We start from the raw sequence: 23,801 nt of genomic DNA, 5'->3' as shown, positions 1-23,801 counted from the left end.
TTCGATGACTACCACCAAAGAGCGAATGAGCGTGGAAAGGATGACTGGCCTGCTTACCGCAGTGGGAGTGGTCGCGGTTGTGCTGTATCTGGTGATCCGCAATCAGCCGATAGCAGATAACCGTCTTGTGGAGTTGCTGAGAATCATCCTGTCCGTTGCGATGGGAGTTCTCGGGGCGACGATTCCCGGCTTTCTTCACGTCGAGTACAAGATAGGAGGCTTAGCGATTCGTGCAGCAGGCGCCCTGGCCCTAGTCGTTCTCACCTACTTCTACACGCCGAAGGTAGGGCCTCCTGGCCTGCGGTTGCAGCCGGCGGACGTCAGCGTCATCACCCCCACTCGCATCGACCTACGAGCCTCGACCGGCGGATCTCCCAATCTTGAAGAGCGCAGCAAGGGCACGTTGCTTGCCACACTCGACTTGGCCTATCACAACCGCGCACAGCCTGGTGAAAGTGCGACCTTGAAAATGACGGCCCTGGAGTTCGTATTGGGTGGCAAATCGTACCGCCTTCCCTGGCTCTACTTCTCAAACCTCCATCAAGAACAGCAAAACAAGTGGTTGGCAATCGAGAGTTCTGCAGTCAGCCAGACAATTGCCCAAGGTGCCACGGTACCAAAGGAGATCATGCATGAGGCTGCTGGTCTTCTCTGGACGGACTTTATCCAGCAATGGCGGGCAAACAGATCCGCCCCGTTGAGATTCACGGTCGTTTCGACAATTGACTCGAAGACGGTGGATACCTATTGCAGCGTGGATTCTCGCCGATGGATCGATCAAATTGAGAAGTACATGCGAGAGAACGCGGGGAAGCTTCCGATGCGCGTGACCATGTGCTGTCTTGAGCGTCCGACGGAAGCAACGGTGGCGGGATGTATGACCTAGGAGGACTTATGCCTCAATCCATATCGCGCAGGTTGCTGTACGGGGTCGCGGTGATCTGCCTTTGCTCCCAATGTCTTGCCCAATTCGGCGGAGGAGGCGGCGGAGGTTTCGGGGGCGGCGGGGGAGGGGGCTTTGGCGGCAGTAGCAGCGGCGGCGGTAGCAGCGGCACCGCAGGCGGCGGGGCAGCAAGCGGGGCGCGGAGTGGGGGCGGAAGTGGCGGCCCCCGAGGGTCCACAGGCACTGTCCCTGGTGCACCCCAAATGCCAGCGCCGGGCGTCGGACCATCAAGTCCTCCGTCGCCTGGCAATCCTTGTGGTGCACAGGCTCAGTGCGGCCCCGGAGTCGGCGGAGGTGGCGGGGGGAGTCCTCCGTCTCAAGATCCGAGCGGCGGGACGTCCATTCAATCGACTCCGCCCACTTTGCCCGGGCCTCCAGATCCACCCGCTGGGTCTGCCGATGGTGGTGCAGGCGGCCAACGGCTGGTCGTTACCAACGAATGTCCTGCACAACTGAGGCTGCTAGTCCGATACAAGGACGTAGCAGGCACGTGGCAGACCGGCGGTTGGTGGACGTTCGACCCTTCCGAAAAGGCTTCGCTGACGACCGACGACGGTGCCGTAAGGTCGAGCAACGCGATCTTCTACATTTATGCCAAGTCGGGAGATAAGGTCTGGAAGGGCGACGAGCCACGCACCTTTGAAGGAGATGAATATCCCTTCAAAAGGGTTGAACTGTCGAGCAAGGACGAACGCTTCGTGCTCAGATTCTCGTGCGACTAGGTCCGAAGGTGGCGCAGCGCCACGCGCTTCTGGTCCGGCGGCAGGGGCAACTCTTCCAGGCGCGCACGCCCCTTCTTGCTGTAGATGCGTCCTGTTTCGCGTGGGATCAGGTTGGCGTGAAGGATGGATTGGATCCGGTTCTTCAGCCTCGTCATTTGCGACACGAGCTGGACCGCCTGGCAACAGAGCTCGCGGACATCGACAAGGACCTCGCGCAGCGCGCGCTCGATGACCCGAACGTCAAGCGGCTTATGACCATCGGGGGCGTCAATTCGATCGTGGCGGCCAGCGTGCTGGCGGCCATCGGCGACATCCAACGCTTCTCCAGTCCTGAGAAGCTCGTGAGCTACTTCGGGCTCAATCCGAGCGTGCACCAGTCCGGCGACCACCCCGCCTACCACGGACACATCACGCACCGAGGCCGGGGGCATGCCCGCGGAATGCTGGTCGAAGCAGCCTGGGCTCTGGCGTCGGCGCCGGGTCCGCTGAGCGCTTTCTGCCAGCGCATCAGCCTCAAGCGAGGCAAGCAGGTCGCCGCCGTCGCCACAGCCAGGAAGCTTGCCGTTCTGGTCTGGCACATGCTGACGAAGAACGAGGACTACGCCTGGACGCGACCGGCGCTCCTTCAATGGAAGCTGCGCAACCTCGAGCTAAAAGCTGGGCACGCGTCACGCCGCGGTGGCAACAAGCCCGGTCCTGCAAGCGACTACAGCCTGCAAGTCGTGCGCGACAAGGAACGAGCATGGCTCGGGTTGGCAGAGCAAGAGTACCGGCGCTTCGTAGCAGCGTGGCGAGATCAACCCGCAGGCAAACAAATACCGTCTTCCAAGGAAGGGGAACACCTGAAACCTCTTGTCAATTGCAACCGTGAGATTTGATGTAAGTTTCGTCCATCCGCCAACTCCCGCCCACTGGACGCTTTCGTCGGCGAAACGCCGCAGCCATCACCGGCAGGATCTTGATCCGAGCACGCCGCGCTCACCCATCCGTCGACCACGCCACGGTTCATCGATGGTACAAAGGGTAAGCAGCGTACCAGCGCACGCAGGTCAGCATCACCTCCAGCGGGTAATGCATCCGCTTGATCACCTTGCTTAGCGCTTCGATCACCGTCTTGCCCCTGTCATCATCGAACCTTCAGGGTACCAGCGTTCGCTTATTGCTATTGCGACAGAACCGAGACGGCATCCCCACCTGCGGCCGAGCCGAGTTGCGATTGCGCATCGAACGCGATTGTGTTCTTTGGGAATCGTTCTTCGAAGGCGCCGCAACGCCCACTGGCTCGCAACTTTTCAAGGTGGTGGAGACGGGCACGAACGAACTCGAACTTCTGATCCGGGACCTGCACTTGCCGCCGCAGGGCGCCTCGGTCCAAGCAGCCGCGCTGGGCGCAGCGCTCGACGTACTTCAGGCGCATTTAGAGGTCAGCGGCGTGGTGCACAAGACCATTGATTGACCGCGACATCGAGTCGCTTCGGAAATCGCTACGAATGCGGTAGTAGTTCACACGGTGGCCGTCAGCCCCCTCCTCTGAGGAGGGGATGCTCAACGACCAATCGTCCGAAACTGCAGACGTTCCAGTTGAAGATCTACGATGAAATTGATTCCAACATTTCGAATGCTTCGCCAACTCGCGCTAGCCGCGTCCGTGACTTCTGCATTGGCCGTACCTGCGTCATCCTTCGCCCAAGGGATGATCATCGGCGGCCCTCTAAACGGCACGCTTATGCCCGGCCCTAATGGCGGAATGATCGCAGGAGGCCCGCTCAACGGCACTTTGATGCCCGGCAGCGATGGTGGCATGGTGGTGGGCGGCCCGATGAACGGAACGATGTTGCCGGGTAGAGCGGGCGGGATGGTCGTTGGCGGCCCGCTCGACGGTTCGATCCTGCCGGGCAGCAAAGGCGGTATGGCCATCGGTGGTCCGCTTGACGGTAGCCTGCTACCCGGCAGCGGCGGCGGAATGATCATCGGCGGACCATTGAACGGCACGTTGATACCCGGCGAAGACGAATGAATCGGGCCACGGTTAAAAGCACCCTCGTCGCTACGTCGCTGCTTGCCTGCCAGTCCAACGGATCTATCTGCTTTCACGAACTTCGGCACGTACGACTGCGGGGAGTGGTTTACCAAGCGTCCATCAAAGGCTTGGCTGCTCGGATTCTTGTCCGGCTTGAACGCCATTGTGGCAGACGACAAGATAGGTTACGACCCGCTGCACAACCTGACTTCTGCCGATCAAGCGTATCTGTGGATGGACAACTACTGCAAAGCCAACCCTCTCAAGGGCGTCGCGGATGGCGCCGCCGATCTCTTCATTGAAGTCCAGCAGAAAAAGAAATGACACGGCGGCGAATCCGCGAATCCGTTTCGGCGATCCCGCGCAGACCGTCCTCTAGTTCACACGGGATCTCACCCAGTCGGCTTGAAAGACAAATCAATATCCGGTCTGGGCGCAATGCATCATCAATTTGTGGTTTGACGTTGGGAGAAGAGAGCTGTATTAGGGCGGTTGCCCGCGGCGACAGCGAAGGTCGCAATTCCAGAAGACAGCGACTTGCCGGAGGCACAGCCTTCATATTGCAGCGACTCCAGATTTCAGCGAAAGCGAAGGAGAGGTAGACTGCGAACCGCAACCTTTGCACGAGAACAGGCGCGCGTCGTGCTGTGGCACCGAACCCGGGCCCGCGACGCTTTCGACGTCTAGAATTTGAAGAAGTAAGCAGAGGGATCCATTTCTCTTTTGTATTGGACGACTGCGTCTGTTGCGGGAAGGCTTGCCGACGGATCGCTCTAAATAAATCTTTGCCGTCAGGCGGTCGAGGGAATTCACATTCAAGTTCACCTAATTGTGGCCAGACAACATATCTGCCTTCAGTCGGCCAGTACGAGATTGCCGAAGTTTCAGGGTTTTCAAGTTTCGATGGGGTGCCAGCAGTGAGCAGCCTCCAGGGCCTTATCCTTTTCAGTCGCGAGTTCGGCTATTGCAAGATCACGGATCACAGCGGCCAGCGCGTGCGCGTTCGGTTTTGCGGGAACAACCGGGAAGTGACCTATACCGCCGCGCAGGTGGCGGCGCAGCGCGACTTCTGGTGGCGGCCACTACCAGTCGGCCTCAAGTGTCGGGTTGAGGGTCGTGGAGTATGCACGGTCATCCAGCCAAGTTTTCGCGTGAATGACGCCAGTCACGTGCATGAGTACGTTGTTCAGTTCGACGGAGTTGCGGACGACACCGCCAGACTGGGTGAGCGGGAACTCTGGCCGATCCCAGACAGCCTAGTGGAGACCCCGCTCAGTCGAACGGTCAGCCTCCAACCTGATTCGATTGCTCACTACCGGTCCCGCGAAGCATTCACTAGCGCCATTTGCCAGCTTCATCGTGAGTCCTCTGGCATTGGTGCCCTTGCGGCAAGTCGCGTCGCGCTCTTGCCGCATCAGGCGTTCGTTGTCGGGACAGTCGTGAATGACCCCATCTGGCGTTACGTTCTCGCCGATGAGGTTGGACTCGGCAAGACTGTCGAAGCCGGCGCAATAGCTCATCAGTTGCTTGCCTCCAGACCTGACGCCCGCGTGCTTATCCTTTGCCCTGGCCCTTTGGCCCGTCAATGGCTTTGTGAGATGCACATGTCGTTCGGCGGGCGTGATTTTCGCTTGCTGGATCTCCATGACTCGCAGAAGGTCCAGTTGCAAGCCTGGAACTGTGTGATCTCATCGATCAAAGTGGCAATGCGAGATCGTGCGCAGGACATCCTCGCAAATTCCTGGGACCTGGTGGTCGTTGACGAGGCGCATCACCTGCTATGGAACCTGGCGCAGTACGAATTCATCGCCGAGTTGGCAGCGCGTTCACCGCGACTCCTTTTGTTGAGCGCCATTCCCGCGCGTGAGCGGGAAGCCGAACTCTTGCGATTGCTCAGGTTGATTGATCCGGCGCGCTATCAGGAAGGCACCGCAGTAGCCAACCGATTTGCCGAACTCTATGCCGCTCAACGAGTCATCGGGCGACGGGTGCGCATGGTCAGTCAGCATCTCAGCGAGAGCAGTAATGAAGATATGGAGTTTCTCCACGAAGACGCGCGACGACTGCTGGCCAGTGACATCCTCAATGAAGACAAGGACCTGGAGGCTCTGCGAATTGCCGCGGAACAGGCCGCATCCCCTGAAGATGTGCGCAGTCGCTATGAGGAGTTGATTGATCAGGTTGTCGCGAGGTATCGAATCAGCCGGCGAATCCTCAAGAACCGCCGCGCCCGCCTCGTTGACAAAGAATTGCTCTCTTCGGTTGCAAGATCAATCAGTGCATTTCGCTACGAGGCTGGTGAACTTGAGCGAGAGATCGGTCTACTGGCAATGGAGGTCCTGCAGTCCGCCAGCCTGGCGCCAATCGATCGCGTCGCACTGCATACCTTGTTCAGGAAAACCGCCCAGGCGCTGTGCGACCCGGCCGCGTTGTACCAGATTGCGGTAGCCCTGCGCTACTACGACGAAAGCGATTCACCAGAAGGCGAGTTGCTGGACGCAAACGCTGCGTATGACTACGAGGAGCACGACGAAGTGATCGCCTCTATTGCGTCATTGGTGGGGCCTCACGTCGACAAGAATGCGCTTGAACGCTGGCATTCGCTCCTGGTGGCCGCCATAGATCTCAGCGCGCAACCACGTATCCTTGCCTTGCGCAAGTGCGTTGCGCAACTGCGAGAAGGCGGCGCCAAGAAGGTGATCGTTTTTGTGGGAACTTATGGGACGGCCGAATTTGTTGCAGACATGCTCGCGTCACAGCATGGAAAGGCTGCAATCGCCACCTTCTTTCATGACCAGGAAGACGATTGGAAGGAGCGGCAGGTCACCCGTTTTCGGCGGGACGCCGCATGCTGGATCCTCGTGTCGGATGAGTCCGGGGGTGAAGGCAGAAATTTCCAGTTCGCGGACGCCATCGTCCACTTTGATCTGCCCTGGTCCGTGTCTGCGGTCGAGCAGCGTATCGGTCGTCTTGACAGAATCGGACGGGACCGGCCCGTTCATTCGATTGTGTTATCTCCTTCGGACACCGTCGAAGCCGACTGGTTTGAATGCCTCGAAGGCGGATTTGGGGTCTTTACCAAATCAATCAGCGGCCTGGAGTTCATGCTGCGCCAGTCCGAACGCAGAATCATTGAATCGGCGCTGGAACATGGCAGCCAATCGCTTGTTGAACTGACTGCCACGATTCGTGATGAGTGTGAGCGCGAGCGCGCGTCGGACGATGCCGATGCGCTTACAGACGCAGCGTCTTTTCGGTCGTCGATCAAATACCTGCATGCGATCGAATCGTCCGCTGACAGCCAACTGGAAAAAGCGGTCCCGAGTTACTTCCGCACCATCGCGCGGTCGGACGCGGCTCGTCAGGTAACGGACACCAAGGACCCGAATCTGAGGCTGTGGCGTTTTCGGCCCGAAGACGTCGCTGACTTTCAGTTGGTGGGCCTGGAGCGTCGCGGTGACAACCCGCTGCAAGAGAAATACGGAACATTCGCAAGGTCCGTCGCTCGAGAGCGACCGGACCTCGACTTTTTTTCAATTGGACACCCACTGATTGATGGGCTAAGGGATGCCTGCAAGAGACATATTCGAGGCCGCACCTTTGTTGCGAAGGTGACTTCGTCGAAGCTTGCAGCCGGTCAGTACATTCTGGTGGGATGGCGTTGCGCGACTGGAGGCGAGGAGGCTAGCGATGAAACAATCGATGGCGCCATTCGTCACCTTCAGGACCGACATCTTCGTGTCGCTCTCGATATTGCTTCCGGTGAATGTCTGAGTGACATCGCGGTGAGCGAAATCGCGGAACTGTTGTCCGAAGAAACTGCGGGAATCAGTGATCTTCAGCGAGAACCCATGCTCGAAGCGCTGGAGCCGTATCTTGAGGAGTGGGGCACATTGATTCCCCGGTTGATCAATGCTTCCGAGGCTAGGGCGCGCCTGTTGTACCTTGCGCGATACGGGGCCGATGACGAGGAGTTTTGCGAGCGTATGCGAGCAGAACTGTCGCTTGTAGCACGCACCCGGCATGACGAGACACCCGACTATGAAAAGTCGCTGCTGGCTTCGGTTGCCGCGGTCAAATCGGCTACGGTGGCTCTTGACTCCATCGGCATCATCGTCGTGCCTGACAGATAGCCATGATCACCGCACGATTTTTGGAGCACGTTCTTCAGCACCGGACCGTTCCAGCCTGGTTTGATGAAAGTGCTGATCAGCACGAGACCTGGACGATCCATCATGGGATGCGTCGACTCGCAAGATCGATGGCGAACCAGGACTTTGGTCTGGACCAGGCCGTCCTCCTCCGACAATGCCTGCGGCAATTTGGTGGGACGCAGCGACTTGTCGTCCCTCAACTGCCGGATTTCATGCTGGCGTTGCTTTCACGGGTTGGCGTTCGACAGGACCTTGATGGGACAGTTAATGTGGAGCGTTATCAACCATCCTGGCTGGTTGATGCGGGTGCCATGGCGCTCGACATGCCTGCATCTGAACCTGTGCCGCTGGATCGTCCCTTGCAGGGCGAGCCCTGGCTACTAGAGCGGCTAGGCAAGCGTCACTGGAAATCCCGGGCACAGCGGGATGCCACGTGGTGCGCGCTGACCGGGGCAGAAAATTCGACTTTGCTGATCGGGCTACCCACGGGCGGCGGCAAGAGCTTTGTCTATCAGGTCTGCGCAGCGTTCGAGACGGGATTGACCCTTCTGGTGGTGCCGACCGTCGCTTTGGGTATTGATCAGTTGGAAGCAGTCAAGGCGCTGCCAATTGCAAAACACGTGCGGCCCTGCTTCTATACGCCCGAACAAGACGCTGATGGCGTCATTGACGCGATCAAGTCCAATCAGTGCCGGTTGTTGATTGCCTCCCCGGAGGCCGTCGTCGCAGGACGGCTGAGACCAATTCTGGAGCAACGGGCGTCCGACGGTTGGCTCAAACGGGTCGTGATTGATGAAGCCCATATTGTGGAGTCATGGGGGGCGGACTTTCGCATCGAATTTCAATTGTTGGGGTCGCTGCTCCGGCAATGGCGTCGGGATGCACCAGAAGGCATCCGCTTGTTGCTGCTTTCGGCGACATTCACGCCTGGTGCGCCCAAGATGCTACGGAATCTCTTCACATCAGACGGTGACCACTGGGATGAGCGGATTTACCAAAGACTGCGTCCTGAAATTCACTACTTTGCTCCCAGGGATTGGCTGACCGAGGAGCAAAAGATTGAGTACGTTGAAGAGGCTCTGCGCCATCTGGCGCGACCGGCGATCCTTTACCTCACTGAAAAGGTAGATGCCGAAACCTGGGTGACTCTCCTTCGAGACAGGGGATACAGGCGTCTCGCGGCGTTCCATGGTGATACACGGCCGAGTCAGCGCAAGACTCTCATGCTGCAGTGGCGCATGGACGAACTCGATCTCGTTGTCGCGACGTCAGCGTTTGGGATGGGCGTCGACAAACCGGACGTGCGCGCTGTGGTCCATGCCTGCTATCCCGAGGGAATTGATCGCTTCTATCAGGAAGTAGGTCGCGGTGGACGCGACGGGGCGCGGACGGCTTCTCTGCTGATGCCAACGTGGCGAGACAGGCGTGTTGCGGGAACGATGGGTCCGACGCTTTTGCGTGACGAGGACAAAGTCAACGGGCGCTGGCGCGCAATGTGGATGACACGTTCCATCCACGGTGACACGGGTCTCTTTCGCATCCAGACGGACGCTCAACCCGACTATCGGCTTGGGATTCGTAGCTACAGGGAGAACGCTCGCTGGAACAAGCGACTGTTGCTTCTGATGGAGCGCGCTCGTCTGATTCGAATCGTGGCGGTTGAGCGGGAAGAGCGATTGGGCGACATGGATCCTGCCGAGTATGCGATCGTCGAATCGCTTGTCGCCACGATTGAGCTGCAGCAAAACGTTGCGAAGCTGCTTGGCAAACAGCGTGACAGAGAAGTTCACAGTATCAATCAGTCACTTGAACTTCTGACTGGCTACTTCCAACGGGCGCGGCCGGTTTGTCGCCAACTGCGTGATCACTATGGGCAAGACACTGTGCGCGCGTGTGGATCTTGTTTTCAATGTAGAAATCATCATGTCGTACCGCAACATGGGACTGAACTGTCGCTCATGACGGAGGCCAGGATGACTGGGCCACGCGTCTTTGTGGTCCAGGCGCCAAGTATTCATGAAACGACTGGGTTTGGAAAAGTCGCGCAGGTCATTCGTCATGTTTTGCGTTCGGGCATTGCACGTCGTTTTGCTGTCATTGCTTCGAATCGATCCATCGTGCGCGACCTTCTCGATCGCGCAGACGACCGCAGCGGAATCTTTTACCGCCTCGACGAACTTGGAGATATCGACGATGCATCGTTGTCACCAGAAGAGTCAGTCGTCGTCTTTCATCTCGACACGATCGATGACGTCGCCGCAGCCTCCCTCAACCGTCGTGGACGCTGGGTCGCACATCTGGCACTTGGCGCGCCAATTGAATCGGTGCCAGGGCGCTGGGCGTTCATGCACGATTACGCATCGCGCCCATTTCCGGGGCCGGAAGGCCTCAATCACTGGTTGGCCGAAGCCAGGCAACTGGCGCGGCGCACGGAGAGTCCCTAATGTTTACTGACAATCCCACCATACCTGCCCAGTTGGAGGTGCTCCTCGACGTGCTGTATGCAATGCGAGACCGGAAGGTCGATCGCGCAACCGTCAGAACGTTGATTCAACCGCAGGGGCTCATGGGCATCAAATCAGGCAGCCAGCAAGTGGACTTGCATTTCCGGGCAGCACAGGAACTTATGTTGGTTCGTCTCGACGACGCGCAGAACATCCGCCTGAGCTATCAGGTTCGAGGCGAGCATCGCGCGCGTGAAATGATCCTCGATGCGTTCGATCGAATTGCATTGGCGAACTCGGAGGTTGAGCCTTGGGCGGGCCGGTTCTATGCGTTCCTCATCGGACAGCAGGAAGATGTTGCTTCGCAGAGTTCTGATTCCCAGGGAGACTGGGCACTTCGATTCATGTCCGCCATCCCTTCGACAGTTCCTAGAGACAACCAGATGAATGCCGACAAATTTCGGGCGTTGATGCGCTGGTACGTTTACGCAGGAATGGGGTGGATTGATCCGAGCGATTCCTTTGTTCCTGATCCCTCGATTCGCCTGCGTCGAGCGTTGACCTCCATTTGGCCGGAGAGGAAGCCTCCGCCTCTGGACAGTTCAGAGTTCATGAATCGCCTGGCGACCGCTTGCCCGGAACTGGACGGCGGGGTGCATTACTGTGAAATGCACCCGAACTGGCGTACGTCTGCCGCACGCAAGTGCACACGCGCCCTTGCTACAGCACTTTGGCGTCTTCACGATGAAGGGCAAGTGCGCCTGCATTGCCCTGCTGACAGCCTGGGGTGGAGCCTTGAACTGGGTGGCGTCGGAGTAATCCCGGGGGAGCAGTCAAACCGCTTCGACAAGGTTGAGTTTCTGACCACCGCGAAGGAGCGTGCGTGAGGCCGGTACACCCTCCCAAAAGTGCCGGCGATCCGTGCTGGAACGTCGCCTACGCTGAGGAGATGCTGTCGCCAATCGCGCGTGTCGGCGTTGAGTCGGTGGACTGGTTTCTTGCCACTCACTCCCCCATTGTTTGCCAGGATGTACGAGGATCGATAACCGAGCGCGAACTCTTTGAGGATTTGTACGCCGCAAGAAAGCTCGAGACCCTGGTGGTCGTGCAGGGTGAACCAGGGGCGGGCAAGTCGCAACTGATCAACTGGCTGAAGTTGCGTTTTGATGACGCACTCTCAAGCGGTGCCCGAACCGGTTTGCGCGCGGTTCTGGTCCGAAGACGATCGGGGAGCTTGAAGGATGCACTCCAGCAACTGGTAGATCAACTTCCGGACTACCGCCAATACCTCGCCAACATCCAGTCTGCAATATCGCAGGTCTCCGGCGACGAGGCGGCTCGCCGACTCTACAAAGAGATGTACCAAGCGCTGTACAGTGGACGTGAACAGGCACCGCCAAGGCTGAAGTACCTGCATGAGGTCTTCAACGACAACGGTGCGATTGATTGGCTATGCCGCGAAGGTGGCGCCATCGACAGGAACATCCAGCGACTGGTTAGTGAGAGCGACAGCGCGGCACGAGAATCGTTGCCGCCCTTTGACAGTCAAGACTTTGATTTTCCTCCTACAGCGCGCACTGCGTTCCGGTTAAAGGACCTGCTGGAGGATGATTTACGAGCCCGGGAAGCTGCCGCGGTCGAAGCAAACCAGCATCTAAGAGCGGCCATCGCGTCGATGACCGGGTTGCGCGGCCAGACGCTTCATGAGGTCTTTCGCGGCATTCGTTCAGAGATGCGTCAGCGCGGTCAGTCGTTGGCCCTGTTTGTGGAAGATGTTTCCACAATGTCTGTTCTTGACGAAGAGCTTGTCAATGCGCTGGAACCACAAAATGACGCGACACTGTGCCCATTGATCAGCGTACTGGGGATGACGGGTTCCGCGTTTGGCAGGCTGCCCGACAACATCAAAGGGCGGGTCGATCGTGTACTTGAACTCACGCGTTCCAGCAGCATTGATCTGGGCATCCAAAACACCCATGCGTCGGATCGATTTGTTGCGCGATATCTCAACGCCATAAGGGCGGGGGCGAGTGCGACATCCGACCTCGCGCAGGATGTTCGAGACCATGGCAATCAGAGGCGATCTGCTTGCGACAGTTGCCCGATTCAATCCGATTGTTTCAAAGCGTTCGGGTCTGCGGACCTCGATGGCGTCCAGATTGGGCTGTATCCCTTGGCGCCGGGTGCGGCGGCAAGGTTGCTGGACGGACTCGACCCCGGTACCTCAACATTGAAAACGCCGCGATCGCTTTTGCAGCACGTCGTTCGTGTCCTCCTCGGATCAGCGGCAACATCATTTGCGGACAATGGGGCGACAGTTGGTTTGGGCGTCCAACCGGTGCCACCGACAGACCTCGCTGCAGAGCAGGACCGAATGTTGCAGGGCTGGAACGAAAACCAGCGCTATCGACTTTCCTATTTGTCGTACTACTGGACGGGCAAGCAGTCTTTGCGCGCAAGTGCGCCGGCGTTGTCACCCATGTTGCCGTGGTTTGGTCATCCCAAGTTCAGTGCCAGACTCGAGGAGCGTGAGCAGCCACATGGTAGAACTGATGGGCCCGAAGTGGGTCATGAACCGACGGGCGCTACGCCACTGCCACCGCCACCGCCACCGCCGCCACCACCACCGCCACCGCCGTATACCAATGCCACTGCGCGTCTCGCCGCCTGGTTTCAGCAAGATCAACCCTTGAAGCAGGACGCGGAATTCCGTGGAATGCTCGTCAAAGCCATCAGGTTCTCTTTGCCCCTGGAAGAGTTCCGGAATCCGTCGCATCGGGTACGTGGGAAAACTGGAACTGTCACTGCGGCCCAGGTAGAGATCGAGGGGATGGTCGCGAGACCGACCGTAGGAGCGACGGGCAAGGCCAAGTTCTTCTTTGCACGCAGTGCCTCTACGTATGAGTTTCTTCAGGATTTGACGGCTTTCACGTATCTTGGAAATTCCACTTGGAATTTTGCCGGTGGCGAGGCAGCGCGGCGTCGATATGGGCGATGGTTGAGCGATAACACGACCCGACTTGCGGCAGCCTACGATGTCGAAACGACGGATCGCGGCGTCGCATTGGAAATTGCGGTCCGATTTCTCAAGATCGCATACAGGTTCAGTGAAAGAAAGGACCTTCCTTCTGACACGAGTTCTGCCCTGCAGTTGCTGACAACTTTTACGCCCGCGAGAGGTGTGTCGCTGAGCAAAGAGATGCAACTTCTCGGGGACGATTTGCCCGTGCGGGTGGACAAGGTGCGGAGGTTCCTGCTTGAGGAGTTGTACGTGCCACAGGGGCAAGGGGGCCAAGTCAACTACATTGATCCGCGGCCGATCATCGAATACCTTGGGCGGGATACGGATGGCTTGTACCTGCCCCGACTTGAAGGCGATCGAGCGGCCAATGACTTTCCGGAAATCAAACCCCTGGAGGCCTCGCGCTGGCACGGTCTGGGAGACGCGCTCGTTGGAGAGCACGGTGCCTTGACGGCCAGGTTGAATGAACTTCGCTCGATTTTTCGGCGCTGGGCGATTGCTGGGGAGCCACTGCACGAAGGCTTGGCCGAGTTTCTTCAAAGTGCGCGAGACGTAAGGAAGGCCTGCATGGAGACCCACCAGTCCCTCGGCAATAACGAACTTGAAGCGAAAATTGCGAGCTTTACACCCGCTGTGCTAACGCAACACTGCGGCATTCTGAAGGGTGCAGAGGAGGGACTGGAAAAGGGTCCAGAAGGCATCCTTTCAATACATCCCCGCGACACCATTGAGTTGGTCGCGCTTATTTCAAGTGTTGATGGGGCGATGCAGCGACTTCGCGATGCTTTGGTCGCCAAACATGACGTTGTCACCGAGGAGGACGTCAAACTGGAACTGGCTGGTGCGATCAAGGCGCTCGAAGACATTCATGCAGAAAGTACCGAGCGTGCCGGACCTGATGCGAGCGATGGGCATGAAACCGATGAAAAATGAACTCGTGCTCCTGGCATCCCAGATCAAAGGTCTCCCGATTCAAGAGTCCCTGAGCAAGCAGTTGAATCAGTACAAGGGGATCAGGGAGCAATTGCAGAAAAGCCTGCAATCGTTGCGGGATGCGAAAAGTCAGGCCGACGGTCTTCGAATCTCCGTAGGCCAACCGGATCTGCTGATTGACGTGCAGCAAAGGAGGCTTTTTCTTGTTCAGCGTCGCGTCCAGGACCTCCGGAAGTTGCTCAAATCGGACGCGCCTGCCACCGCCGAACTGAGTAAACAACTGCAACCCATTGCCGATGCCGCAAAGGGCTTGATCGGTGAGGTGCATCAGACATGGTCGGAAACCTGTCGGGCGGACCAGGAGCGGGGGGAGACCTTTCTTGCGCTTGCCGAGCGCTTCGATCCGGACGCTCATCGCAAACTCGACGGTATTCTGGATCGATTGAAAGCAGTCGCCATCAGCCCGCCAGTGACGGCTGAGGCCATGCGCTCGATCCGGGAAACCCGGCTTGCCTTGAAAACAAGTATCGAATCGCTTCAAATGGAAGGGCCAGTAGCGGATTTCCTGATGGATTCCATGAAGGGACAGGGAGACCCTCGAGCGTTGGAGAGCCCGGAAGTCCGTGAGTACCTCAATGCCCATCCGACGTTATGGCAATCCCTGCGGGTGAAGCTGGTCTGAAAATGGATCGAAATACCGTCATCGGAGAACTCTTGACTCGCCTTGAGCGGGAAGAAGTCCAGATCATGGAGTGGGGCTTCTTCGACGGCGTCCACACGGCCGATGAGATTGCGGCGCTGTTTTTGTCGCATCCGGAATACGGATCGGCATTTTCGGATTTGGCTGGTGCAGGCGCAGAGGCCCTGTTTGTTGATGATTTGGCTTCGGCAGGCTTGCTGCAGCGCGTAGGCAATGGATACCCTTCGACCTATCGATCCAGGTTTGCAGAGTCAGCGCGTCTCTTCGTTCGCCTTCGCCAGCGCTTCCGTGAGGATGACTGGGCGGTCGCTCCAGAGTTGGTTTCAGAAGCACGATTTCACTTGGCACCGCGACGGTTTCCTGTGCGGGAGATCGGCTTTGAATCTGCGTGGGAGGCCCTCGAGTCGAACGCGTGGCATGCGCGTGTGCAGCGCGAGGTCCTTCGAGCGCTCTGCGCAACGGAATCTGACCGTCCACTCGCGCTTGCGGGCTTCCAGATTCGTGCGGCACAGCGAATCCTTGGTCACTTTCGTCACGCGGGAAAGGCCACCGGCACGGTCGTGACCGCAGGAACGGGCGGTGGCAAAACAAAGGCGTTCTATATCCCTGCCCTCATGGGTATTGCCGCAGAGATCGCAGAGCGCGTCGATCCGAGCACCAAGGTGCTTGCCATCTATCCGCGTAACGTCTTGCTGGAAGATCAATTCTCGGAAGCGACGCATCAAGCAATGGTTGTGAACCGCTTGTTCGAGGCCGCGCTCGGTCGACCCATACGAATAGGCGCGATGGTCGGTGATGTGCCGCTCAATGCCAACTTCGAAGGCGATGGCCGGAATCGATGGGCGTTGGAAATGTGGGATCGTGCACGAGGTGTCGAAGGGCACATCGTGCCGCACCTTCGCGATCCAGAAACGAGACAACCGCTGGTGTGGCTTGATGCCGATCGGCGGGCCGGCCGGACAACGCTTCGCCTGGCGGGCGAGCCGAACAAGATCGCCGTCCCTGATGGCGTCGTTGTATTGACCCGTGAGGATCTCAGCAGAAAGCCACCGGACGTTCTTCTGACGTCCATCGAGATGATCAACAAGGAGTTGTCCGCCGAGATGGGACGCAACGTGCTCGGATTTGGCACAGGGCGATCTGCACTGCGTCTGATTCTGCTCGACGAGATCCATACCTACGAGGGATTGACTGGCGCGCAGGTCCCGTGGATCTTGCGTCGGTTGTCATACTGGACGAGCGGTCAACGCAGGAATGGCTCGTCGGTACACGTGGTCGGCTTGTCGGCCACTCTTCAGGATGCGGCCTCCCATCTCGCTACCCTCACTGGTGTACCCGAGAGCAACATTGAAGAGATCTGTCCGGACCCCTCACGGGGTGAGTTGACTACCGAAGGACATGAATACAACGTCGTATTGAAATCGCATCCTGCAAGTGGTGCTGGCGTCCTTGCGACATCCATTCAAAGCGTGATGCTTGGAGCGCGAATCCTGACGCCGCGATCATCGGTGTTGGCCCACCCGGGGGGGTCGGACGCCGGCCATTTCTTTGGCAAGAAGTTGTTTGGGTTCACGGACAACCTGGACGTCGTGAACCGATGGCTCCCGGACTTCTGCGACGCGGAGCAGAAGAAGAAACTCGCCAAGTTGCGCGCGAAGTCGCCCGACGATGAGAGACGCTGGATCGCCGGCCAGGCATGGCGCCTTAGCGAGGAGTTGGGTCACAATCTTCGCGGGGCCCCGCTTCGCGTCACAAGGACCAGCAGTCAGGATCCGGGCGTTGATGCCAGGGCCGACGTTGTGCTCGCGACCAGTGCACTCGAGGTGGGATTCGATGATGACGAGGTCGGAATGGTCGTCCAGCACAAGGCGCCTCGCAGTGCCGCCTCGTTCTTGCAGCGCAAGGGGCGAGCCGGTCGACGAAAGGGAATGCGCCCGTGGACAGTTGTTGTCCTTTCTGACCATGGCCGTGATCGCTGGGCTTTCCGGGATAGCGAACGCCTGTTCTCTCCGAGCCTTGAAAGGTTGTCGCTGCCAGTTTTCAATCCCTATGTGCTTCGGATACAGGCCACTTGGTTCCTCGTAGACTGGATTGCAAAGCGAGTCGGGCAAGGTGTACCCAGTCTCTACCTCGGACGCCGCGACTATTTCGACCCTGAAGCTACACGTGTGGTTCGTGGTCTGGTTTCAGATGCGACCCAAAGGGATGAACTCACCAGGGACCTGGCGAACTGGTTTCGCCACGCGCAAGGCGGTGTGCGCTTGACGGACCCGGAGGCGATGGCCCAAGACATCCTCTGGAAACCGCCCCGCGCTGTTCTTCGTCATGTCGTGCCCGTGCTCTGGAACTTCCTGGAAGGTGATCCCGATGCTGTCCCGCGCTTCAACGGAAAGCGTCTTCTTCCGCAATTCCTTCCAGAGCGCACTTGGGCCGTCCTGGACGCTCAAGACGTCGAGTTGTATGTGGAAGGCAATGACGTTCCTCAGTCCATGGACGCCCGCAGGGCGTTGCGAGAGTGCGTTCCTGGGCGTGTCTCGAGAAGGTATGCCGTTGAAAAAAGCGAAAATTCGAAGTGGCTCTCATGGTCCCCTGCATTGCTTGAGGCCGCATCTGCGGTAGAGGTACCGGTCGAGCAACTGCTTGCAGAATTCACCGAAAACCGGGACCTCCCGAACCTGACGATCTACCAACCGACGTGCCTCAAACTCGTTGACGTCCCGGACGATGTCAAGAAGAGCAGCAACGCTGAATGGAACTGGCACTTGCGTATCGAACGCACGGGAGCTCCCGGCCTTCTGGCGTTGCACACCGGCCCTCTGGCGCGCTCTTTCATCGAAGACGGGGCGACGTGGTTGCACCGCGAAAGATCATGGCTTCGCGTGTATCGATATGCGAGCGGCGCACGGTATGAGATCCTGCAGGATCAGAGCCGAGTGAAGCGAGGCCAACTGACGATTGCTTCGCCCGCGTCAGATGAAAAACGGCGCGAAGCTGCGGTCGGCTTTGTACGCGCGGTAGACGGCATCGAACTGCGCTTGCGAAATGATGTCATTCAACGGATACCTGATTTAACCCCGGAGGTGCTGGCAGCGCTCAAGCCAATCTATCTTCGCTACCTCGCCATGCAGTCGGACCTCCTGCGCGACGAAGCATCTGTATTTGGCATCAACCAGTTGGTAACGAGCGCGCTCGGCATGATCGTGGCGACGGCATTGAAGAATCAATTGGGTCTTGAGGCAGCCTGGAATCTCATCCCCAGCAAGGCCGCGGCCGCAGTCAAGGTGATGCAGTCGGTTCTCGCCAATGAGGCCGATGATGAAGGCCATTCAGAAAGCCGAGGGGTCAAGGATGTTGCGGCGCTTTGGGCGAGCGCGTCGATCGCCTTGGAGATGGATCGCCTGGTGACATGTCTGTGGAGGGATCCCGATGACAATTGGCGAACCTGGGTTCGCAAGATCTTTCTGGAGACCTTGCGTGCATCGATTGAAAGTGCGGTTCAATCCCTCTTGCCAGAAGTCCCTGAAAGTGACTTTAGTGTCGAGGTGCTCGAAGAAGCAGAAAGGACCTCGATTTTCATTCTTGAAGCGGACGCTGGCGGTGTTGGCATTATCGATCGACTTATTGTCGAGGCCAGCAATGACGCAGCTCTCTTCGATACCGCCATCGAGTCGGCACTGACGCATTGCAGAGGCGAGCGCATTGCGGACAATACGCTCAAGGCTCTTGGACAGGTTCGCCGTGAAGACTCGCATTTACGCCGGGCATTTCAGGCCGTTCGAGGGGCTGCATCGTATTCTGAACTGCAGTCCGCGCGGACAGAATTGACGGATAGTCTGCTTGATGGCGGTTGTGATGCAGACAAGGAAGCGGTCACGGCGTTGGTGGGCAAGGCTCTGATGCCTGGATCTACCTCTGCGACGGATCGCTGGATTCGAAGGCTGACGACAGGTCGTTTTCAGGCGATGAATCGACTCAACCTCGCTGTTGATTCTCGGGTTTGGGCCTACTGGACAGTGTCCTCGTCGAAACGCCGTCGCCTGATGCTGAATACGCTGCAGGCAATGCACGGCCAACTGGCCAGCGATGCGCAACTCACGCAGTCAGTGACCAGACTGACACTGGAACCGTGTAGGGATTCGTGTCCTGAGTGTCTTGGCACTGGTAAGGAGTTGCACGGGCTCGTTCCTTCGCGTCGCATTGCCCGGCAGTGGTTGAATTTGATGGGTGCCGACATTGCCATCTCTGTCGACAAGGAAGATGGCTGGCTGGGCGTGCTCGACAATGCGCTCGTATCCGGAGCGAGAATTCGGCTTCACTATTCAGACGCGAAGCGCGACCAGGTAGCTGCAGCGCTCGTTGTTCGCCTCGCCAGGCAGTATGACCGTGGCTTTGCTCTCGCCAGTTTTCGAATCATTGCTGTGACGCGCGTGTCGGAGGGCTGGGAGACCCAGATCAGAGTGGATGACATGGAGTTGACCTGAGATGCCGACGCTCGATATCTGGTCGAACGCAGTGAGCGCTCAACTTCGAGCGCTTTTGAGTTCAGCATTCGCTTGCACCTTGATGCGTTCTGATTGGTCACACGGGCGTCCGGTTTACGTTTGCAGTCCCTGGATTTCGGATTTTCCGATCTTCGACAACCGTTACCGTCAGTTTGATGAAATGGTGCCAGCGGCGCGAGGTAAGAGTCGCATCCGTCTGGCAGACGTTCTCGATCAGATCGCTTTGTTCACTGCGGTACGCGTGATATCCAAGGACACAGAAGCCACACGTCAGTTCGTTGCAGGCGCTGATTTCGCGAGGTCAGGTGTCAAGGTTCGCATGGCAGACGATGCACTGCACGAGAAGGGACTGCTCACGCCGGACTTCTACCTCGAAGGATCGATGAACCTGACGTACTCGGGCGTCTATATCAACACTGAAAAAGTCAGCTATCACGCCGGACGCGACCCGGAGGTTGTGTCACGGATCGCGTCGGCATACTCAGAACTCGATCGCCGTTGGCGGCAACTTCCCGAATGAGTAGCGAACTCGACGACCTCGTTTCGGCCCTGGATCGAACCTGGCCTTCTGGACTGACTGGGGAAACGCCGTCAGGCAAGGCACTTTTTGCGCTCATCGAGGAAGCCCGTCTTGGCGGGGTCACGTCACTGCCCTTCATTCGTGGTTCGCACCAGGATATTGTGTGGTTGACTTTTGGACCGCGATCCTTGCTTGTTCATGAGTACATGGACGACGTCCAGGCCTGGTTGCAGGGAGCGGACACTGCGCACGCGGAAGCTGAGTTTGTCGGCAGTCAGGAGTCGACAGGGCCCCTCGCGGGGCTTCTGAAAGCTCTGGCGCCCGAGGGTTACTTTCGTTGGCGATCGCCAACGGAGAGGATCCATAAGACTCTTGCGAGACTTTGGGGAATGCATCGCTTTATGGCCTCCCGTCCGCAGACTCCAAATGATCAATCGCCAACGCTTGCTTCGCTTCACTTGGCTTTCGTAGGCTCCTTGCGAATTGGTGATTGGGAGCGCGCAGCGGCGTGCATTGACAGCATTGACCATTGGGGCCTTGATCACGCGTCCAGGACCCTTCAGATGCGAATCCGATTGCTCGACGCGCAGGGGGCCGCCGCGGAACTCTTCAGGTTTTCAGTTCAGCACCGGGTTTGGGAGTTGGCCAATCCTCGACGAATTGCGACGGCGATTTTGCGAGTGATCGACGGCCAGGCGATCAAGCCCCTCGAGGCAAGTGTGGGTTTCGATGGTGCATTGAGGGAGTTTCGGGAGACATGGTATCCGCGCGTGATTCAAGCTGTTGCGGAGACTCGAGGTGAACTGGAAGTTGCACGAATCCAGGCATTTTCTGCGTGCGTGGACCGGGATTGGGAGCGGTTGACTGGCGTGCTGCCCGGCATCGATCCGGATCTGGCCATGTACCTGCAGGGTTTGATGCCGCCAACTACGACATTGGCACCGGAGGCACTCGCCGCGACGCCCTTATCTTCCGTATCGGTTTCAGAAGCAAACGACGCCGGGTACTGGCCAGCACTTCTTGAAGCCGTGTTGCAGGGTAGGGCCGATCGCCTGCGGGTGCTCATGCGCGAACTCGATTCGGATTTGCTAAAGGACGTGCAATTTCTCGCTCAGGCACCTGAGGCGTTGCTTGAACTGCTTTCAGAACCAGGGATTGAAAGCAAGGCGACATCGCGCATGCTTCTGCAAGAGGCCATAGCTGGACTTGTAGACGCATTTGTCATGTCACATGGATTCCCGAGGCTTGAGCATCTGGCTGTCTATCTGGCCCTGGTCGAGGGATTTGTCTTGTTGAGAGGGGAGGCGGCGAATGATGCCGACTCGCAGGTTGTTCTGGGTCTCACGGCGGCGGTGGCGAACCTGTCGCCGAAGAACTGCTTGCAATGCGAGGGAATCGTCAGAAGTTGGTGGAGACAGAGACCCATAGTGGCCCGGCTTGCCTGGCTCGCAGCGGCGCTGGACAGCCTCGCGCCGCTGCATCCAAGTCCGGACGGCCTTGTGGACCTCTATACCGAGGGTCTCGAGTTGGCCGCACGAAAGAAACACGAACTTTCAAAAGGGGAGATGCGAGCATGGCGCCGCATCGGGTCTGCCCTTGAGGTTGATGACAACTGGATTGATCAATTTCTTATACCGCTCACGCCAAAGTTGACGGACACCGAAGATGACGCCCTTTTCAACGCCAGTTTGAGTAGCGTCGCCATCGTTTCTCTACAAGAGGCGAGCGCCCGAGAAGCTGCCAAGGAGATTGCCGAGCGTACGGGCGCCAAAGTCTCCGTGGTCACAAGCCTTGTATCGGACGCGAGCACGCGAAATGCCGCGACCGCTGACCTGATCCTCTATGTGTGGGCAGCAAGCACGCATGCGACATATCGGGCTTTCGATTTCGACCGTGACCGCCTTGAGTATGTGCAGGGCACAGGCGCCGCAAGCATTGTTGCGGCAGCGGAGCGTTGGAGCCGGCGGCGCCAAATGGCCGTGATCGAAGAAGCGGGTTGATCGGAAGGGGGAAAGAATTCTGCCAAGTGACTTCAATGTGGGAGTGTGACCTTCGGTCAAGTCCCTGACGCGGAAGCTTCTGAAACGAATGTGCCTTCAGGTCGCTGGACGTTGCGCTCCGCGGAGGGGAGGACGAGGCGCTCTTTGCGCAGAACACACTTGTCCCCACTCGCGGGGCGCTCCACGGATACGGCCACCAAGTGCGGGCATCGAGCGACCAGGTTGGTGAAGATGAACTTGCAGAGGTTCTCCAGGGTTGCAGGGCCGAGGTCTGGGACATCGTCCAGGAACTGGTGATCGAGGAGTTCTCGGACGGCCTCGATGTTTCGGCGTAAGCTGCCGAGATCTTGGAGCATGCCGGATTTGGCATCGGGCTCACCAATGAGGGAGACCTCCGCGTGGTAGGTGTGGCCGTGAATGCGCCGACTGCCTGCTGCGTCGATGTTGCGATTCAGCGTATGGGCAGCGTCGAAGAAGAACTTCTGGCTCAGTTCGTAAATCATCGGATGCCTATCATCTTGTGAGTCTGTACGCTCAGATTCCACTGAGGGTTTTGCTGGCAATACTCGATGGCCTTGGCGGTATTGACCGCCCGGTCTGGGCCGTCCATCGGTTGCAGGTAGTGGTTCTCGAAGTCCAGTGCCGCGAACTGTGCTGGGTCAACCCCAGGCTGGGGGTACACCAACTTGAGTTCCTGGCCTGAGCGGACAGCGAGTTTCGCGTCGGCTTTGGGGCTGACGCACAGCCAGTCGATGCCCTCGGGTGGAACGAGGGTGCCGTTGGTTTCCATGGCGATGGTGAAGCCCTTGTTGTGCAGGGCAGCCACCAAGGGCCCATCGACCTGAAGAAGGGGTTCTCCGCCTGTCAGCACTACGAAACGGTGCTGCTTCTTGCCGGAGGGCCAACTCACTTCAATGGCGTTGGCCAATTCGTCGGCGGTGCGGAACTTGCCTCCACCGTCGCCATCTGTTCCAACGAAATCTGTATCGCAGAACGTGCAGGTCGCGCTTGCCCGGTCCTCTTCTCGCCCGCTCCACAAGTTGCACCCCGCAAAGCGACAAAACACCGCCGGCCGCCCGGCGTTGGCTCCTTCACCTTGCAGCGTGTAGAAGATCTCTTTGACGCTGTACGTCATGCCCCGGCCTTTTCCGCAAAGGCTGTGTAGCCCTTGCTGCGCAACTCACAGGCGGGGCAGTCGCCGCATCCGAAGCCCCAGTCGTGTTGTTTGGAGCGATCGCCCTTGTAGCAGGTGTGCGTGTCTTGCTGGATCAGTTCCACCAGCGTCTGGCCGCCGAGTTTGCGCGCCATCTCCCACGTGGCTGCTTTGTCGAGCCACATCAGAGGCGTTTCGACGACCATGGGGGAATCGAGGCCCAAGCTCATGGCTACTTGCAGCGACTTGAGGGTGTTGTCGCGGCAGTCGGGGTAACCGGAGTAGTCGGTCTCGCACATCCCGCCGACTAAGACTTCGAGGCCGCGGCGGTAAGCGACGGTAGCTGCAAATGTAAAGAACAGCAGATTGCGACCGGGAACAAAGGTGTTGGGTAAGCCGCTTTTGTCAAACGCGATGGCCTTATCTTGGGTCAAAGCGGTATCGCTGACTTGGCCCAGTACCGCCAGGTCGAGCATGTGGTCTTCGCCCAACTTCGGCGCCCAATGAGGGAAGCGCGAGCGCAAGCGCTCAAGCACCGTTTTTCGGCATTCGAGTTCGACGACGTGGCGCTGACCGTAGTCAAAGCCAATCGTTTCGACATGGGCGTAGCGTTCCAGTGCCCATGCGAGGCAGGTGGTGGAGTCCTGGCCACCAGAGAAAAGGACAAGAGCTTTGGAGTTCATGGTGG

Annotated in this window: 16 protein-coding genes and 1 pseudogene; 13 read left to right on the top strand and 4 right to left on the bottom strand. The window is 58.4% G+C overall.

Going from position 1 to position 23,801, the window contains the following annotated elements; all coding sequences use genetic code 11:
* The first annotated feature begins 4 nt into the window (after positions 1-4).
* Entirely contained in the window at positions 5-886 is an 882-nt protein-coding gene (locus QTI66_RS36075) for a hypothetical protein (RefSeq protein WP_286565178.1), read from the top strand.
* 1,030 nt (positions 887-1,916) lie between these two features.
* Positions 1,917-2,543: a transposase gene (locus QTI66_RS36070; protein ID WP_286565191.1), complete on the top strand. Its 627-nt coding sequence runs from the start codon at positions 1,917-1,919 to the stop codon at positions 2,541-2,543.
* Here the strand turns inward: QTI66_RS36070 and QTI66_RS36065 are convergent.
* Positions 2,530-2,742: pseudogene (locus QTI66_RS36065) on the bottom strand (IS6 family transposase); the annotation flags it as partial. The gene QTI66_RS36070 and the pseudogene QTI66_RS36065 overlap by 14 nt on opposite strands.
* A 4-nt stretch (positions 2,743-2,746) precedes the next feature.
* Between QTI66_RS36065 and QTI66_RS36060 the strand changes: the two are divergent.
* From QTI66_RS36060 to QTI66_RS36010, 11 genes are all read left to right on the top strand, one after another.
* The gene (locus tag QTI66_RS36060) at positions 2,747-3,121 is read left to right on the top strand and encodes a hypothetical protein (RefSeq protein WP_286565193.1); all 375 of its coding nucleotides are present in this window, start codon (positions 2,747-2,749) and stop codon (positions 3,119-3,121) included.
* A gap of 138 nt (positions 3,122-3,259) precedes the next feature.
* On the top strand, positions 3,260-3,682 hold the full coding sequence (locus QTI66_RS36055) for a hypothetical protein (RefSeq protein ID WP_286565177.1): 423 nt from the start codon (positions 3,260-3,262) through the stop codon (positions 3,680-3,682).
* Positions 3,683-3,838: 156 nt separating this feature from the next.
* Positions 3,839-4,009, top strand: coding sequence for a hypothetical protein (locus QTI66_RS36050; RefSeq protein ID WP_286565176.1), 171 nt, complete (start codon positions 3,839-3,841; stop codon positions 4,007-4,009).
* 593 nt (positions 4,010-4,602) lie between these two features.
* The gene (locus QTI66_RS36045) at positions 4,603-7,818 is read left to right on the top strand and encodes an SNF2-related protein (protein WP_286565175.1); all 3,216 of its coding nucleotides are present in this window, start codon (positions 4,603-4,605) and stop codon (positions 7,816-7,818) included.
* Between the two features lie 2 nt (positions 7,819-7,820).
* The gene (locus QTI66_RS36040; protein WP_286565174.1) at positions 7,821-10,283 is read left to right on the top strand and encodes a DEAD/DEAH box helicase; all 2,463 of its coding nucleotides are present in this window, start codon (positions 7,821-7,823) and stop codon (positions 10,281-10,283) included.
* Positions 10,283-11,170: a hypothetical protein gene (locus QTI66_RS36035; protein ID WP_286565173.1), complete on the top strand. Its 888-nt coding sequence runs from the start codon at positions 10,283-10,285 to the stop codon at positions 11,168-11,170. Before QTI66_RS36040 ends, QTI66_RS36035 begins: the two co-directional genes overlap by 1 nt.
* A gap of 62 nt (positions 11,171-11,232) precedes the next feature.
* Entirely contained in the window at positions 11,233-14,238 is a 3,006-nt protein-coding gene (locus QTI66_RS36030) for a hypothetical protein (RefSeq protein ID WP_286565172.1), read from the top strand.
* Positions 14,174-14,920 (top strand): hypothetical protein, encoded by a 747-nt coding sequence (locus QTI66_RS36025; protein WP_286565171.1) that lies wholly within the window; start codon positions 14,174-14,176, stop codon positions 14,918-14,920. Before QTI66_RS36030 ends, QTI66_RS36025 begins: the two co-directional genes overlap by 65 nt.
* Positions 14,890-19,419, top strand: coding sequence for a protein DpdJ (dpdJ, locus tag QTI66_RS36020; protein ID WP_286565170.1), 4,530 nt, complete (start codon positions 14,890-14,892; stop codon positions 19,417-19,419). The genes QTI66_RS36025 and dpdJ overlap by 31 nt, the downstream gene beginning before the upstream one ends.
* A 1-nt stretch (position 19,420) precedes the next feature.
* On the top strand, positions 19,421-19,960 hold the full coding sequence (gene dpdK / locus QTI66_RS36015; protein WP_286565169.1) for a phospholipase D-like domain-containing protein DpdK: 540 nt from the start codon (positions 19,421-19,423) through the stop codon (positions 19,958-19,960).
* Complete coding sequence (locus tag QTI66_RS36010) at positions 19,957-21,960, top strand: hypothetical protein (protein WP_286565168.1); 2,004 nt, start codon at positions 19,957-19,959, stop codon at positions 21,958-21,960. Before dpdK ends, QTI66_RS36010 begins: the two co-directional genes overlap by 4 nt.
* Positions 21,961-22,016: 56 nt before the next feature.
* On the opposite strand, the gene QTI66_RS36005 is transcribed toward QTI66_RS36010, so the two are convergent.
* From QTI66_RS36005 to queC, 3 genes are read right to left on the bottom strand one after another with little or no spacing between them, the layout of a single operon-like run.
* A complete protein-coding gene (locus QTI66_RS36005; RefSeq protein WP_353506271.1) occupies positions 22,017-22,463 on the bottom strand; it encodes a 6-carboxytetrahydropterin synthase in 447 nt (148 codons plus the stop codon).
* Positions 22,460-23,095: a 7-carboxy-7-deazaguanine synthase gene (gene queE / locus QTI66_RS36000; RefSeq protein WP_286565167.1), complete on the bottom strand. Its 636-nt coding sequence runs from the start codon at positions 23,093-23,095 to the stop codon at positions 22,460-22,462. The genes QTI66_RS36005 and queE overlap by 4 nt, the downstream gene beginning before the upstream one ends.
* A complete protein-coding gene (queC, locus tag QTI66_RS35995) occupies positions 23,092-23,796 on the bottom strand; it encodes a 7-cyano-7-deazaguanine synthase QueC (RefSeq protein WP_286565166.1) in 705 nt (234 codons plus the stop codon). The genes queE and queC overlap by 4 nt, the downstream gene beginning before the upstream one ends.
* Positions 23,797-23,801 lie beyond the last annotated feature (5 nt).

Source organism: Variovorax brevis (genome assembly GCF_030317105.1).
GTDB lineage: Bacteria > Pseudomonadota > Gammaproteobacteria > Burkholderiales > Burkholderiaceae_C > Variovorax > Variovorax brevis.
Note: the sequence above shows the minus strand (reverse complement) of the source record. Positions and strands in the feature narration are given on the sequence as shown.